Annotated in this window: 18 protein-coding genes and 1 riboswitch; of the genes, 16 read left to right on the forward strand and 2 right to left on the reverse strand. The window is 51.2% G+C overall.

Going from position 1 to position 14,638, the window contains the following annotated elements; genetic code table 11:
* Positions 1-14 precede the first annotated feature (14 nt).
* The 11 genes from paaA to paaX all read left to right on the forward strand — a co-directional run bounded on the left by paaA (position 15) and on the right by paaX (position 9,114).
* Positions 15-986, forward strand: a complete 972-nt coding sequence (gene paaA, locus AC0VYQ_RS02180) for a 1,2-phenylacetyl-CoA epoxidase subunit PaaA (protein WP_214767219.1) — start codon at positions 15-17, stop codon at positions 984-986.
* A 14-nt stretch (positions 987-1,000) separates the two neighbouring features.
* Positions 1,001-1,345: a 1,2-phenylacetyl-CoA epoxidase subunit PaaB gene (gene paaB, locus AC0VYQ_RS02185; protein ID WP_029332538.1), complete on the forward strand. Its 345-nt coding sequence runs from the start codon at positions 1,001-1,003 to the stop codon at positions 1,343-1,345.
* Positions 1,342-2,127, forward strand: coding sequence for a 1,2-phenylacetyl-CoA epoxidase subunit PaaC (gene paaC, locus AC0VYQ_RS02190; protein WP_475404156.1), 786 nt, complete (start codon positions 1,342-1,344; stop codon positions 2,125-2,127). Before paaB ends, paaC begins: the two co-directional genes overlap by 4 nt.
* A gap of 13 nt (positions 2,128-2,140) precedes the next feature.
* Complete coding sequence (gene paaD / locus AC0VYQ_RS02195; protein ID WP_214767213.1) at positions 2,141-2,638, forward strand: 1,2-phenylacetyl-CoA epoxidase subunit PaaD; 498 nt, start codon at positions 2,141-2,143, stop codon at positions 2,636-2,638.
* Positions 2,639-2,653: 15 nt separating this feature from the next.
* On the forward strand, positions 2,654-2,977 hold the full coding sequence (locus AC0VYQ_RS02200) for an EthD family reductase (RefSeq protein WP_214767211.1): 324 nt from the start codon (positions 2,654-2,656) through the stop codon (positions 2,975-2,977).
* A complete protein-coding gene (locus AC0VYQ_RS02205) occupies positions 2,955-3,731 on the forward strand; it encodes an enoyl-CoA hydratase/isomerase family protein (RefSeq protein ID WP_475404157.1) in 777 nt (258 codons plus the stop codon). The genes AC0VYQ_RS02200 and AC0VYQ_RS02205 overlap by 23 nt, the downstream gene beginning before the upstream one ends.
* Before the next feature lie 16 nt (positions 3,732-3,747).
* Positions 3,748-5,256, forward strand: coding sequence for an aldehyde dehydrogenase family protein (locus tag AC0VYQ_RS02210; protein ID WP_475404158.1), 1,509 nt, complete (start codon positions 3,748-3,750; stop codon positions 5,254-5,256).
* 52 nt (positions 5,257-5,308) lie between these two features.
* Entirely contained in the window at positions 5,309-6,178 is an 870-nt protein-coding gene (locus AC0VYQ_RS02215; protein ID WP_475404159.1) for a 3-hydroxyacyl-CoA dehydrogenase, read from the forward strand.
* Positions 6,175-7,383 carry an acetyl-CoA C-acyltransferase gene (locus AC0VYQ_RS02220; RefSeq protein ID WP_475404160.1) on the forward strand — a complete coding sequence of 403 codons (1,209 nt, stop codon included), beginning with the start codon at positions 6,175-6,177 and terminating at the stop codon, positions 7,381-7,383. Before AC0VYQ_RS02215 ends, AC0VYQ_RS02220 begins: the two co-directional genes overlap by 4 nt.
* Positions 7,380-8,150 carry an enoyl-CoA hydratase-related protein gene (locus AC0VYQ_RS02225; RefSeq protein ID WP_088836219.1) on the forward strand — a complete coding sequence of 257 codons (771 nt, stop codon included), beginning with the start codon at positions 7,380-7,382 and terminating at the stop codon, positions 8,148-8,150. Before AC0VYQ_RS02220 ends, AC0VYQ_RS02225 begins: the two co-directional genes overlap by 4 nt.
* Before the next feature lie 76 nt (positions 8,151-8,226).
* Positions 8,227-9,114 (forward strand): phenylacetic acid degradation operon negative regulatory protein PaaX, encoded by an 888-nt coding sequence (gene paaX / locus AC0VYQ_RS02230; RefSeq protein ID WP_088836220.1) that lies wholly within the window; start codon positions 8,227-8,229, stop codon positions 9,112-9,114.
* Positions 9,115-9,219: 105 nt separating this feature from the next.
* Here the strand turns inward: paaX and AC0VYQ_RS02235 are convergent, their stop codons facing one another.
* The gene (locus AC0VYQ_RS02235; protein ID WP_214767199.1) at positions 9,220-9,735 is read right to left on the reverse strand and encodes a gamma carbonic anhydrase family protein; all 516 of its coding nucleotides are present in this window, start codon (positions 9,733-9,735) and stop codon (positions 9,220-9,222) included.
* An 83-nt stretch (positions 9,736-9,818) separates the two neighbouring features.
* On the opposite strand from AC0VYQ_RS02235, the gene AC0VYQ_RS02240 reads away from it, so the two are divergent.
* The 5 genes from AC0VYQ_RS02240 (at position 9,819) to AC0VYQ_RS02260 (ending at position 13,381) form a co-directional block, all read left to right on the forward strand.
* Complete coding sequence (locus tag AC0VYQ_RS02240) at positions 9,819-10,757, forward strand: NAD(P)H-dependent flavin oxidoreductase (RefSeq protein WP_214805508.1); 939 nt, start codon at positions 9,819-9,821, stop codon at positions 10,755-10,757.
* Between the two features lie 446 nt (positions 10,758-11,203).
* Entirely contained in the window at positions 11,204-11,632 is a 429-nt protein-coding gene (locus tag AC0VYQ_RS02245) for a DMT family transporter (protein ID WP_214767195.1), read from the forward strand.
* Between the two features lie 11 nt (positions 11,633-11,643).
* Positions 11,644-12,321: a Crp/Fnr family transcriptional regulator gene (locus tag AC0VYQ_RS02250; RefSeq protein ID WP_214770488.1), complete on the forward strand. Its 678-nt coding sequence runs from the start codon at positions 11,644-11,646 to the stop codon at positions 12,319-12,321.
* 12 nt (positions 12,322-12,333) lie between these two features.
* Complete coding sequence (locus AC0VYQ_RS02255; protein WP_475404161.1) at positions 12,334-12,813, forward strand: DMT family transporter; 480 nt, start codon at positions 12,334-12,336, stop codon at positions 12,811-12,813.
* Between the two features lie 22 nt (positions 12,814-12,835).
* Positions 12,836-13,381 carry a ribonuclease FAU-1 family protein gene (locus AC0VYQ_RS02260; RefSeq protein ID WP_475404162.1) on the forward strand — a complete coding sequence of 182 codons (546 nt, stop codon included), beginning with the start codon at positions 12,836-12,838 and terminating at the stop codon, positions 13,379-13,381.
* A 491-nt stretch (positions 13,382-13,872) separates the two neighbouring features.
* On the opposite strand, the gene msrA is transcribed toward AC0VYQ_RS02260, so the two are convergent.
* Positions 13,873-14,403 (reverse strand): peptide-methionine (S)-S-oxide reductase MsrA, encoded by a 531-nt coding sequence (gene msrA, locus AC0VYQ_RS02265; RefSeq protein WP_088836228.1) that lies wholly within the window; start codon positions 14,401-14,403, stop codon positions 13,873-13,875.
* Between the two features lie 107 nt (positions 14,404-14,510).
* A riboswitch (SAM riboswitch) is annotated at positions 14,511-14,617 on the reverse strand.
* Positions 14,618-14,638 lie beyond the last annotated feature (21 nt).

The raw sequence follows: 14,638 nt of genomic DNA on the forward strand, positions 1-14,638 counted from the left end.
AGGAGGAACTCAACATGTACGATGCAACACACTTGTTCGAACCGGAAGTCATGACGGAAGATGAAAAGCTCGCCCGGTTCACGGAACGAATCGAGAACGGTGAAAAGATTGAAGCCGATGACTGGATGCCTGCGTTTTACCGCGATACGTTAATCAAATTGATTTCGATGCACGGAATCAGCGAAATCATGGGCGCCTTACCAGAGAAGGAATGGGTCCCGAAAGCCCCGTCCCTGCGCCGGAAGCTCGGCATCATGGCGAAAGTCCAGGATGAAATGGGGCACGGACAACTGTTGCTCCGCGTCGTCGAGGATTTGATGAAACCATACGGGAAAACGCGCGGTGATTTGATGGATGACCTGTTTACGGGACGCCTTAAGTTCCATAACGTCTTCCACATGCCGACCCGTACATGGGCAGATGCTGGAACGATCGGTTGGCTCGTTGATGGGGCGGCAATCATCACCCAGACGAACATGTTAGGGGCGTCATACGGTCCGTATGCCCGTGCCTTACAACGAATTTGTGCGGAAGAAGTGTTCCATGCGCAGCATGGTGAATCGATCATCATGGCACTTGCTGAAGGAACACCCGAACAAAAAGCAATGATTCAGGAATCACTGGATGAATGGTGGGAGTCACTGTTGATGTTCTTCGGTCCGGCGACAAAAGAAACAACCGGGACATCAAAACAGGATATCACGATCGCTTATAAGATCCGGACGAAGACAAACGAAGAACTCCGGCAAAATTTCTTTACGAAGTATGTTCCGCGGATTCAATCGCTTGGACTGGTCATTCCGGATCCAACGCTCCGTTTTGACGAAGAATCGGGACAATGGATTTATGCCCAGCCCGATTGGTCGGAGTTTAAGAAAATCATTCAAGGCGGAGGACCGCGTTCGAAGGAGCGTCTCGCCTTACGCCGGACGTCTTATCAAAATAACGCGTGGGTCCGTGAAGCGTTGGCCGAGACGATGGCATGAAGGAGGGTAACGACATGACGGAAACATTTTATCAGGAGTTCGAAGTGTTTAGTAAACGGACGCCGAACGCCGCGTTCACGCATCAATTCAGCTTGCTTGCACCAAACAAGGAAATGGCTTTACTGATGGCGCAAGAAAACTTCATGCGCCGCGAACCGGTCGTCGACATTTGGGTCGTCAAACGGACGGACGTCCGCGGCCTGACTCCTGACGAAAAGCAGATGTTGACGCGACTCGATAACAAGGATTACCGGACGACGAAAGGGTACGGCTACTTGAAGAAAAAGTGGCGCCATTATGAACAGCAGATGCTCGACGAAAAAGAAATCATGTCTTGGCAGGGAGGCGACTCGAAATGACGGAGCAAGAACGGACAGCGCTCGCAGCGTTACTGTATCAGTTAGCGGATGACGATTTTCTTTATGCGTTCCGCGGCTCGGAATGGCTTGGTCTGGCACCGCATATCGAAGAAGATGTCGCGTCTTCATCCATTGCCCAGGATTCGATGGGACACGCGGCGATGTATTATCAGTTGCTCGAAGAGTTAGGGGAGGGGAAGGCGGACGCATTGGCACATGTCCGGCTGGCGCACGAACGGAAAAATTCGATTCTCGTCGAACGGGTCAACGGTCCCGGATACTACATGGAGACACCGGAATATGACTGGGCGTATGCTGTCGTCCGGAACTACTGTTACACGCTGGCGAAAAAAATCCGCATCGATGCTTTAAAAAACAGCAGCTATGCCCCACTCGCGGCAGCCGCCGTCAAAATCAATATGGAATTGTACTATCACCTGCTCCACTGGCAAACATGGTTCACGCAACTGTATCAAGCGACTCCGACGGCACGTCAAAAGATGGATGCGGCACTCGAACAAGTGCTGGCGGACTTCGGCGACATGTTTGATTACGGGGAGCACGGTGACGTGATTGAAGAGATGCGATTGATTGAAGGGCAAGGCATCTTACTTGATCGCTGGTATCAGACATTGACGCCGACGCTCGTCGAGTTGAATGTCACGTTACCGGAGATGCGGATGTCAGCCAATGGCCGCAACAGTGAACATTCGGCTGACTTGAACGATGCCTTGTCGACACTCGGAGAAGTCTACTTGATTGACCAGTCCGCTGTATGGTGAGGAGGGATGCGTCATGACGACGCTTGCGTTACAACAAGAAATCCAGGCCGCGCTCGATACCGTCAAGGATCCGGAAATCGATGCCGTCAGCATTCTTGATCTCGGTATGTTCGACAAGATGGAGTTGACGGAATCTGCAACGGGATACGCGCTTCGGGTGACGTTACTTCCGACATTCCTCGGATGTCCGGCACTCGACATCATCAAAAAAAATACGATTGCAGCACTCGAGCAAATTACGGCGTTACAAACAATCGACGTTGTCTTCATCTTTGACCCGCCGTGGACGTCGGACCGGATCACTGAGCAGGGCATCGAGGGACTGAAGTCATTCGGGATTGCACCACCACGCGTCGTCGATGGATCTTGGGAAATTGATTGTCCGTACTGTGGTTCGACGTTCGTATCGATTGAAAACCTCTTTGGGCCGACGGCATGTCGCAGCATTCTGTACTGTAAAACGTGTAAAAATCCATTCGAGGCGATGAAACCCGTCTCTACTCTCATGTGAAGGAAGGTAATTGATATGGTAAAACTAATCGCGCTTTATAAACACCCGGAGAACAAGGAACAGTTTGACGAGCACTACTTCAATGTTCATGGTCCGATCACGGCTAAAATTCCCGGCTTACAAGAGATGACCGTGACGAAAATCGTCGGTTCACCGATGGGTGGCGAAGGAAAATATTATTTGATGTGTGAAATGGTCTACGAAAGTCACGAGTCGATGCAGGCCGGTATGCGTTCACTTGAAGGGAAAGCATCCGGGAAGGACTTGATGAGCTTCGCTGGGGATCTCGTCACATTGATGATTGGTGAAGAAGTCCATGCCGATGCAACAGTACGTTAAGACGGCGATTGATGGAGCGGTCGGACGCATCACTCTCAATCGGCCGGAGCGGTACAACGCCCTCAACCGGGCGATGATTCGTGAAATTGTCGAAGCGATGGAGCAGTTCGACCGTGACGAAACAATTGGTGCCATCGTATTGAGTGGCGCCGGAAAATCATTTTCTGCCGGGGCAGACATCGACGAGATGGTAGAGGCAACACCGATTACGATGGAACTCCTGGACCCTTTCGCCGATTGGGATCGCATCAGCCGGTTGAAGAAACCGCTGCTCGCTGCCGTTCACGGCTATGTCCTTGGTGGCGGGTTTGAACTGGCACTTGCCTGCGATTTAATTTATGCAACAGATACGACACGGTTCGGTTTCCCGGAAGTCAATCTTGGTGTCATGCCGGGAGCAGGCGGAACACAGCGACTGACGAAACGGATCGGCCGGACACGTGCCCTCGAATGGTTATGGACGGGGGAGCAGATGACAGCAGATCAAGCGGAGCGTTTTGGCCTCGTCAACCGACTCGTCGAAGCCGACCGACTCGAAGCGACGGTATTGACCGTTGCCCACCGGATTGCGGCGCAACCGAAGATGTCGGTCCGCCTGATTAAGGATGCCGTCGATAAAGCCGGCGACTTGTCGATTCAGGACGGAATGGAACACGAGCGGAGAAATTTCTACTTGTTATTTGCGACAGACGATCAAACGGAAGGCATGCAAGCCTTTCTCGAAAAACGTCAACCTACATTCAAAGGAAACTAAAAAGGGAGTGGATGTCATGTCAACGGTACACGAAAAAACAATCGAAATGAAACGGTCGGTCTACCACCTCATCATCAATGGGGAGCAAGTCGAAGGCACGACAGGCGAGACGTTTAAGACCTATAACCCGGCGACCGGCGAAGTCCTGGCAGAAGTGGCGAAAGCGTCCAAAGAAGATGCTGACCGTGCCGTCAAAGCAGCACGTGAGGCGTTTGACCATGGCAAATGGAAGATGTGGCCAGTTGGTCGTCGTGCGCAAATCCTGAACAAAATCGCCAGCATCATGCGGTCGCGCTTCAATGAAATCGTGGAACTCGAGATTCTCGATACTGGGAAATCGTTAGCGGCTGCGCAAGGACAAGTCACGCAGGCAATCGAAGACTTCGAATTTTATGCCGGGGCGATCGTCGGTCACCGCGGTGTCGTCAATAACGTGCCGGGACAATTCCATAACTACACAGAAAAAGAAGCAGTCGGTGTCTGTGCCCAAATCATTCCATGGAACTATCCGTTGATGATGGCTGCCTGGAAAGTCGCACCAGCGATCGCGGTCGGTTGTTCCGTCGTCGTCAAACCGGCAACGCTGACGCCGCTGACTGCCATCATTCTCGGAGAAATTTGTCTGGAAGCCGGTGTCCCGGCAGGCGTCGTCAACGTCATTCCGGGATCAGGACGCGAAATCGGGAACCATCTCGTCGAGCATCCGCACGTCGATAAAGTAGCCTTTACCGGTTCGACACCGGTCGGGAAAGACATCATGGGTCGGGCATCCGAGACGCTGAAGCGTGTCACGCTCGAGCTCGGCGGCAAGTCACCGAACATCGTCTTTGAAGATGCGGATATCACGGCTGCTGTCGACGGCTCGTTGTTCGGCATCTTCTATAACAGCGGTCAATCGTGTGAGGCACGGTCACGTCTTTACGTCCATGAAGACATCTACGAAACATTCATGGAACAATTCGTCGCGAAGACAAAGCAGCTTGTCCTCGGGAACCCGTTCGATAAAGGGACGCATGTCGGGGCAATCATTGATCAACAGCAACTCGATGTCATCGACGGGTACGTCCAATCGGCAAAAGCAGACGGGGCAACGATCCTTGCGGGCGGTCAAGTCGAACAGGTCGAAGGATTCGAAAAAGGCTTCTGGTATGCACCGACGATCATCACGGACGTCACGCAGGACATGAAGGCCGTCCAGGAAGAAATCTTCGGACCGGTCGTCGTCGTCATGCCATTCAAAGATGAAAAAGAAGCAGTCCGTCTCGCGAACGATACGGAGTTTGGGCTCGGTTCAGCGGTCTGGACGAAGGACGGGGCACGGGCGACACGAGTCGCGAACCAAATCAAAGCCGGGATCGTCATGGTTAACTGTCCGTTCTCCGCCTTCCCGGGTACGCCGTTCGGTGGCTACAAACAATCTGGTTTCGGTCGTGAACTCTGTATCGAAACGCTTGATTTATACACGGAAACGAAAAGTATCTTATCGTATTACGGAAGCCGTCCGCTTAATCCGTTCGGACTGTAAACACCAACGTGCGGACGCGAGTCCGCACATTTTTTTATAAGGAGGAATTCAGATGATTAATCAGATTGTCGTTGTTGGATCAGGCGTCATGGGGCGCGGAATCGCCTACGTCGCAGCCGCAAAAGGATTCGAAGTCACACTCGTCGACATCGAAACTGCCTTGCTCACTTCTGCCAAACAGGAGTTGGAACGGATTGCCGAAAAAGGAATCGTCCGCGGGAAGATGTCGGCGGATGAAATCGAACAACTGTTTCTTCACCTTCGTTTTTCAACAGACTTAACAGCGGCCGCAGCAGACGCCGATCTCGTGATTGAAGCCGTTCCGGAACGGCTCGAGATTAAACAGTCCGTCTTCCGGACGATTGAAGCCGCAGCCCGGCCGGCATGTTTTTTCGCGACGAACACGTCGACGATGAGTCCGACAGAAATCGCCTCGTTCACGATGCGACCGGACCGTGTCATGGCGATGCATTTCTTTAATCCGGTTCATCTGATGCCGCTCGTCGAACTCGTCCGTGGACTTGAAACGTCGGATGAGACAGTGACGGCACTGACGGACGTCGCCGAACGGATGGGGAAAGAAACGGTCGTCATCCAGGAATTCCCGGGGTTCGTCACGTCACGGATCAGTGCGCTTGTCGGTAACGAAGCCTTCTACATGCTACAAGAAGGACTTGGGACGCCGGAAGAAATCGATAAGGCGATCAAGCTTGGGTTGAATTATCCGATGGGACCGTTCGAACTGGGAGACTTAGTCGGACTCGATACCCGCCTGCATAATTTACGTTACTTACATGAGAAGCTCGGAGAAAAATACCGTCCGGCTCCATTGCTCGAGCAATACGTCAAAGCGGGACGGCTCGGCCGTAAGACGGGACGCGGAGTATATGACTATGCGGAAAGCGGGGTGAAGGCACCATGAGGCGTGTCGCAATCATCGATGCCGTCCGGACACCGATCGGACGGTACAATGGGGCGTTAAAAGACGTCCGGCCGGATGACTTAGGAGCAGTCGTCATCGAAGCCTTACTCGCCCGTAATACACAAGTTGCCCCTGAAACAATCGAAGAAGTCATTTTCGGCAACGCCAACCAAGCGGGCGAAGATAATCGCAATGTCGCCCGGATGTCGGGTTTACTTGCCGGTTTACCGGTCAGTGTCGCCGGAACGACGATGAATCGGCTATGTGGTTCCGGACTGGATGCTGTCATCGCAGCCGCACGGGCGATTGCCTTAGGCGAAGGCGACGTCTATATCGCCGGCGGGACGGAAAGTATGACGCGTGCTCCATTCGTGATGGGGAAACCGGATGCGGCGTTCCCGCGTGGCAATCAAACGTTATACGATACGACAATCGGCTGGCGGTTCGTCAATGAACGGCTGGCCGAACAATACGGAACCGATTCGATGCCGGAAACGGCGGAGAATGTCGCGTCGCGTTATGGAATCAGCCGGGACGCCCAGGACGACTTCGCGTATACAAGCCAGTTCCGGGCAAAACAGGCGATCGATAGTCAACGTTTTGCGGACGAAATCGTTCCTGTTCGTTACGCAAACAAACGGGGAGCGATGCTTGAGGTCAGTCAAGATGAACACCCGCGCCCAGAGACGACGCGCGAGAAGCTCGGCACATTGCGCCCGTTGTTTCCAAACGGAACGGTCACGGCGGGGAATGCGTCAGGCGTCAATGACGGTGCATCCGCTTTGTTATTGATGAGCGAAGAACACGCACGTGAGCTTGGACTGACGCCGCTCGGGTTTTACCGGGCGAGTGCGACGGCAGGTGTCGAACCTGCCGTCATGGGGATTGGTCCGATTGACGCGACAAAAAAAGCGTTACGGCGCGCAGGACTGACAATCGAGCAACTCGACCTGATTGAACTGAATGAAGCATTTGCCGCACAAAGTTTAGCCTGTATCCATGAACTTGGTCTGGATGCGGAAAAGGTCAATGTCAACGGAGGGGCGATCGCTTTCGGTCATCCACTCGGTGCAAGTGGTGCCCGGATTTTGACGACCTTGTTGCATGAAATGAAGCGGACGAACCGGACATACGGGCTGGCGACGATGTGTGTCGGGGTCGGACAAGGAATCGCCTTGATAGTCGAACGGGAGGGACTGACATGATTCATTTTGAACGAAGTGGACAACTTGCGCTGATTCGGATTGATCGTCCGGAACGGATGAATTGTTTTGATTATCCGACGCTGGTCGAGCTACAGGAACTTGTGGATGCCGTTAAAACGGACGAATCGGTCCGGGTCGTCGTATTTACCGGGACAGGGAAAGCATTTAGTGCCGGTGCTGACTTAAAAGAGCGGGTGACACTGAATGAAACAGAAGTCCGTCGGAATGTGCTGGCAATCCGTGAAGTCTTTGCGAGCATCGCGGCGTTGCCTCAACCGACGATTGCAGCAGTTAACGGTCACGCGCTTGGCGGGGGATTTGAGTGGATGCTTGCCTGCGATTTCCGGATCATCGTCGACGGCGCGTTGGTCGGTCTGACGGAAACGAGCTTTGGTATCATCCCGGGAGCGGGTGGAACACAACGCCTTCCGCGTCTGATTGGGGAGACACGGGCGAAAGAACTGATCTTTACGGCGAAGAAAATTGATGCCGAGACGGCAGAACGATACGGGCTCGTCTCGCAAGTCGTCGCGACAAAGGATGCGTTGTTACCGGCTTGCTTTGAACTGGCAGCAGCGATGCTCCGCAATGGGCCGATTGCCATTCGTCAGGCGAAACAAGCGATCGACGGCGGAATGGATGTGTCGCTCGCTGACGGCTTACGACTTGAAACGGAAGCCTATGAGGCAGTCATACCGACCGAGGACCGGCTTGAAGCACTCCGCGCCTTTGCTGAGAAACGAACACCGCAGTTTCAAGGGAGATGAGGATGGTCGCCACCTGAAATAACACGTATACTAACGGTACACAAAAAAACGTTATATCAAAGAGAGAGTGAATGACATGAGTGCGAATACCCAATCGATGATTTTTACGATTTATGGCGATTACATCCGGCACTACGGGAATCAGGTTTGGGTGGGAAGTCTGATTCGGTTGTTGAAGGAGTTCGGACATAACGAACAAGCCGTTCGCGTTGCCGTTTCACGAATGGTCAAGCAAGGATGGTTGATTTCTGAAAAACAAGGGACAAAAAGTTTTTATTCGCTGACGGACCGTGGGGTCGAACGGATGGAAGAGGCGGCACGGCGGATTTACAAGTCGACGCCACACGTCTGGGATGGAAAATGGCGGACGTTGATGTATACGATTCCGGAGGAAAAACGTCAGATTCGGGATGAGTTGCGGAAGGAACTGACATGGAGTGGTTTCGGTAACTTATCAAACGGGGTCTGGATTTCTCCGAACCCGCTTGAAAAAGAAGCGACACGTCTGATCGAGGCGTATCAGATTACCGAATACGTTGATTTTTTCGTCGGCGAATACCACGGACCGCAACAAGATCAATCGCTCGTCGAACGTGCTTTTCCACTCGACGAGTTACAAGCGCGGTACGAAGCATTCATCGTTGAGTACAGCCGGCGTTACATCGTCCACCAAAGCCAAATCCAACTCGGAGAGATGGATGAGGAACAGTGTTTTGTCGAACGGACGAAGCTCGTCCATGAATACCGGAAGTTTTTGTTTACGGATCCTGGTCTGCCGCAAGAATTACTTCCGGATGCCTGGAACGGTCATCATGCGGCAGTATTGTTCGAACAATACTATCGCTTGCTTGCGGCACCGGCCAGCCGATTTTTTGAGTCGATTTTCAAAGAGACACACGACGTGACACAAAAAAGTGCTGACTACGATGCGTCGGAGCATCCATTGTTTGCGGAGCGGTCGTAAGCGCAAGTAACCTTGTGCTTACGACCGTAGCGTCAATTGAGAAATGAATCTATTACAGGTGAGCTCCGGTCTTCTGGAAGTTCACTTTTCGCATGTGGAAAACAGTTATTGTCCGAGCTGTTCCCGGAAGGCGTACCCTTTATCAACATAGGAGTCGATTGATTCCTGAATCATCTCGAGATCAGCTGGTGTCAACTGCCGCACGACTTTACCGGGGGAGCCGACGATCAAGGAGCGGGGCGGGAACTTCTTGCCCGGGGGAATCAACGTATTGGCGCCGATGATACATTCTTCACCGATTTCGGCGTGATCAAGGACCGTCGCCCCCATGCCGACGATCGATCTGCGACCGATGCGACAGCCATGGAGAATCGCATTATGTCCGACCGTCACCTCGTCTTCGACGATGACAGGTGCCCCTTCGTATAAATGAATCGTCGCGTTGTCCTGGATGCTGCAACGCTTCCCGATTGTAATCGGTCCTTCATCCCCGCGTAATACGGCGTTGAACCAAACCGTTGACTCTTCACCGATCGTTACGTCACCGATTAAGAAGGCGCCCGGCGCCACGAAGACGGTCTCCGCAAGTCTAGGTGTCGTATCACGATATGGAATATTCATAAAAACCCCTCTTTTCCGATTAATGAATTTTAATTCAGTCTTACTTAGTATATCATTCTTAAACAGCAGATTGGAGGAAGACGATGTCCCGATTATGTGAGTTACTGCAAATCCGCGTTCCCATCATCCAAGGCGGAATGGGAAATGTCAGTCATGCTGCCTTAACGGCAGCCGTCTCGAATGCCGGTGGTTTAGGAACACTCGGTTGTGGCACACGTTCGCCGGAAGAAATGCGCCGTTTGATTGAGCAGACCCGTCAATTAACAACGCATCCGATTGCCTTGAACATTGCGATTGGTGTCTCGCCGCATACGGAAGCCCTGATTGAATTAGCGATAGCAGAACAGATTCCGGTCGTGTCCTTATCAGCCGGAAACCCAGCACCCTATACTAAACGTTTACGGACGGCCGGAATTACGACGATTGCGGTCATCGCGTCAGTCAAACACGCATTAAAGGCAGAAACGGCCGGGGTCGATTTGCTTGTTGCAGAAGGTGTGGAAGCGGCAGGTATCAATTCACCGCTCGAGCTGACGACGCTGACACTGGTTCCGCAAATCGTGGATCATGTCAGACTTCCCGTCATCGCGGCTGGGGGAATTGGAGACGGTCGTGGACTTGCAGCCGCTTGGATGCTTGGTGCGTCCGGGGTGCAGCTTGGAACGCGTCTGATTGCGACGCAAGAAGCAGCCGTTCATGCGAACTACAAGAACCATCTCGTAGGAGCAACGGATCTTGAGACACGAATCATCGGTCGTTCCGTCGGCCGTGTCCGGCGTGTGTTAAATGGACCGTACGTTGCTGCACTACAAGGTGTTTCATCGCTTGATGAGTTTAACGCGAAGACGACAGAAGCGTATCACGTGACGGGTGCGGTCGATGGTGACGAGGTCAACGGGTATGTCAACGCCGGTCTCGTGTCTGGTCTCGTTACAGATATTCCGACCGTATCTGAATTATTCGAGCGGATGCAACAGGAGGCGTATACGCAAATTGAACGGGTGCGGGCGGATTATATGTAATCGAGAAGTGAGGCGGATTGTTCCTGAGAAGACGAACAATCCGTCTTCGGACTGTAGACAACGTGCGATCGGGAGATTAAGCGTCGTTATTCGTTGCTTTCCTCGGGCGAGGCGCAAGCCGTTGCTCCTTGATCCTAACGGACAACGCGCAGGGTCTTGCCTGCCTCTGAACGTGCGTTAAAAAACGCACTTTTCCCCGTAGGAATCAACGAAACACGACGCTTTTTTTAGGTAATACCGCTTTGAAGACGAGGCGAGACGGGGAAGCGCGAACGGATTGCATCCCGATATCTCATGGTTACGCCTCTTAATCGATTATCTACACTCTGAAGACGGGCAATCCGTCTTTTTTTATACAATTTTTTAAAATGGGACATTTGTCCTTTTCAGATAAGGTGAAAATAGTGTCTACTCATAACAGAAGAAACAAAAGGAGGTGCCTTAAAGTGCAGGGAGTTATATTCGCATTAATGAGTGGACTATTCATTGCGTTGCAGGGGATTTTTAATGCCCGTTTAGGAGATGCCATTGGTCCGTGGTTTTCGGTGACGATCGTTCATTTCGTCGGATTGATGGGGTGCTTAGCGATTTATAGTGTGGTTCGTGACCGGAAAATCGGCGGTTTTCGACAGCTTCCGCTCCTCTATGCCAGTGGCGGATTGCTTGGCGTACTCGTCGTCGTGACCGAACTGACGTCGATTCAGTTACTTGGCATGACGTGGGCGATGTGTTTGTTGCTCGTCGCACAAATTTTATGTGCATTCGTGATTGATTTGAACGGCTGGTTTGGTGTCATCAAAAAAAGGAGTAACCGGGGACAGTGGATCGGGATCAGTTTGATGCTTGCCGGAGTTGCGATTTTTTCACTGTCCTAAAGGGAGGATCTATGCAGACGATTGAGACCTATTTAAAACAGTACGACTTAGCGGATATTTTTACGGAGACCAGTAAAGGCTATTTACGCATCGAAACGTTTTCGGAAGGGGACCTGTTATGTGTGACGGGTGAACCGATTGACCGGATGTATTTCATCGTCGAAGGAAAAATTAAAATCTCTGCAGCATCGGCTGAAGGGAAACAACGGATTTTACGCTTCAAAAAGGCGATGACGGTGATTGGTGATGCGGAATATATCAATCAACGGGAAGTCTTGAATACCATCGAGGTGATTACGGACGTCGTGGCACTCAGCATTCCGTATGCGATCTTACGTGAGCACAATACGACGAACACCTTTTTACAATTTTTACTGCGGGTCATTACGACCAAGTGGTACGCCGACTCGAAATCAGCATCATTTCATGTCCTCTATTCGGTCGAAGAACGATTTGCCGGATATTTGTTATCGATTACCTCGGACGTTTCCGACAGTCTGTTTTATCAAGAGATGCGAACGTCGAATCTCCATGACGTCGCCGATTGGCTCGGGACGAGTTACCGTCATTTAAACCGTATCATCTCAACACTTTGTGAAGAAGAAATCTTGGCGAGACGACGCGGGAAAATCATTATTTTAGATGTAGAGCGGATTAAAGAAAAAGCGAACGGAAATAGTTACGAATAAGGAGGGGCTAGTGTGGGACTAGGTATGTTTTGTGCGATTACGGCAGGAATGATGATTAGTTTACAGACGGTATTGAATGCACGGATGAGTCATGCGTTTGGGGCATGGGCGACGACGACCCTCGTCTTTTTTGTCGGGTTCATCGGTTCACTGTTTGCGCTAGTCTTATTTCGGGGTGGCACATTCTCGAACATTCAAACGGTCGAACCGCTTTATTTATTCGGTGGTCTGGTCGGTGTCGGTGTCGTCTTTTGTGTGATGCGCGGGATTCAGCTGCTCGGTCCATCGATTGCGATTTCGGTCGTCTTGATTTCGCAACTGAGTTTTGCATTATGTGTCGACTTGTTCGGTTGGTTCGGTTTACCGGAACTTGAGCTTTCGCTCGGACAAGTCGCTGGATTGCTTGTGATGCTAGCCGGTATTTTTGTGTTGAAACGGTATCAAGTCGTAGAAATCGAATCTTCGGATGATTTGTCGGAAAAGGTATCGTGATGGTTGAATGGGGCGACTGAAGATGTTAAAGCGAAAAGATGGAAAACGTTCGGAGTGGAAGCGGGTCAGCAAGAGAGCGTACGCACAGTCATTAATCGAGACAGAAGAGTTTAAAGGGCATATAACATTATTGCATGCCATTCAAGTATCGCATCCCTTGAGCGTTCATTATGAAAAGGAACATGTCTGTATTTTGGATGATGGTTACATGTGGCTTCAGCAGTTCCCTTCAAATGCACACCATGCTGTCACGACGATGTTCGATGCTGATGGAAATATCGTGCAGTGGTATATCGATATTTGTTTGCAGAGTGGTTTTACTAATGGAAGTCCGTGGTGGGAGGACTTATTTTTAGACATCGTTCTGCTACCGTCTGGTGATATGTACATAATGGATACTGATGAACTGGAAGATGCTCTATCTCAAGGTGTCATTGATAAAAAACAGTATGAGTTAGCATGGGGGGAAGTTGAAACCCTCAAAGCCAAAATTAGTACGGGCGATTTTGAATTGATCAAGTTAGCGCGTCACCATAAGGATACATTAATGAATGTGATGAATAACTAGAGTCGACAGAAATCAAAACCTTTTAGGCTACCTTATCAAAAAGACAATTGAAAACTTTTGACTAAATAAGCATGCAGACAAAGGAACGTGGGGGGGGAAGCTTCTTCCTTTTTCGTTGCTTTCCTCGGGCGAGGCGCAAGGCCGTTGCTCCTTGATCCTCACGGACAACGAGCAGGGTCTTGCCAGCCTCTTGGCAGCGCGTGTTCACGCGCTTTTTCCCGTAGGAGTCAACGAAAAACGAAGCTTTCAGGGTGTACCGCAGAGAAAATCATAGAGTAGTGTTAGAGCGCAATCCGTCTCGAATCGCTTTTAAAGCGAAAAGTAATCGGTCGCGACCCTGCAGCTTTGCTGTAGCGGCACGGAAGATTGCCGCTTTGAAGACGAGGCGAGACAGGGGAGCGCGAACGGATTGCCTCTTGTTATAGCATATTCACTCTTCATAAGAGTGTATCTACAAACGAAAAGCCCGCACGAAGCGGGCTTTTTTTAGTTTAGACAGATACTTCTTCTTTCCAAGCCACATCGATGAATTCATCGCGACCGGATGCTTTCCGGTCTTTTTTGTAGTGCTCGGGATTCTTTTTGTGGAAGTTTTGATGATAGTCTTCTGCCGGATAGAAGGCTTGTGCCGCTTCGATTCGTGTGACAATCGGCTGCTTAAAGCGATTGCTCGCAGCAAGCGCATCACGTGAAGCAATCGCAGCAAGGCGCTGTTCTTCCGTATGATAAAAGATGGCAGGTGCGTATTGTGTCCCACGGTCCTGGAACTGTCCGCCGGCGTCAGTCGGATCCGTTTGCGGCCAGTAAAGTTCGAGTAACCGCTCGTATGAGAATAACGCCGGATCAAATGTAATCTCGACGACCTCCGAATGACCGGTCGTGCCTGTTTTTATTTGTTCGTATGTCGGATTTTCGATTTGTCCTCCTGTATAACCGGAAACAATTCCGTGAATGCCGGGCAGTTCCTCGAATGGTGTCACCATGCACCAGAAACAGCCTCCTGCGAATGTTGCTTTTTCCATCTATATCTCGTCCTTTCCGCTGGCGGTAGTCGCCCTGTAATGATTCGTGCTCTGACAGCGAGAAAACGAAAACGACTCCTTTGCTTGGTTGCAAAAGGAGTCGTCGCTTTTTATCAACCAAAGCTTGCGCTTTGCTGGTCGTAGCACCTTGCCACTGAAGGCAGGTTGCTGGGACGTCATCGATCCAGATCTCTCAGTCCACTCTTGATAAGTGTTATATGAAGTTGATTAAATT

It is taken from the genome of Exiguobacterium sp. QJM3NY_9 (assembly GCF_056173545.1).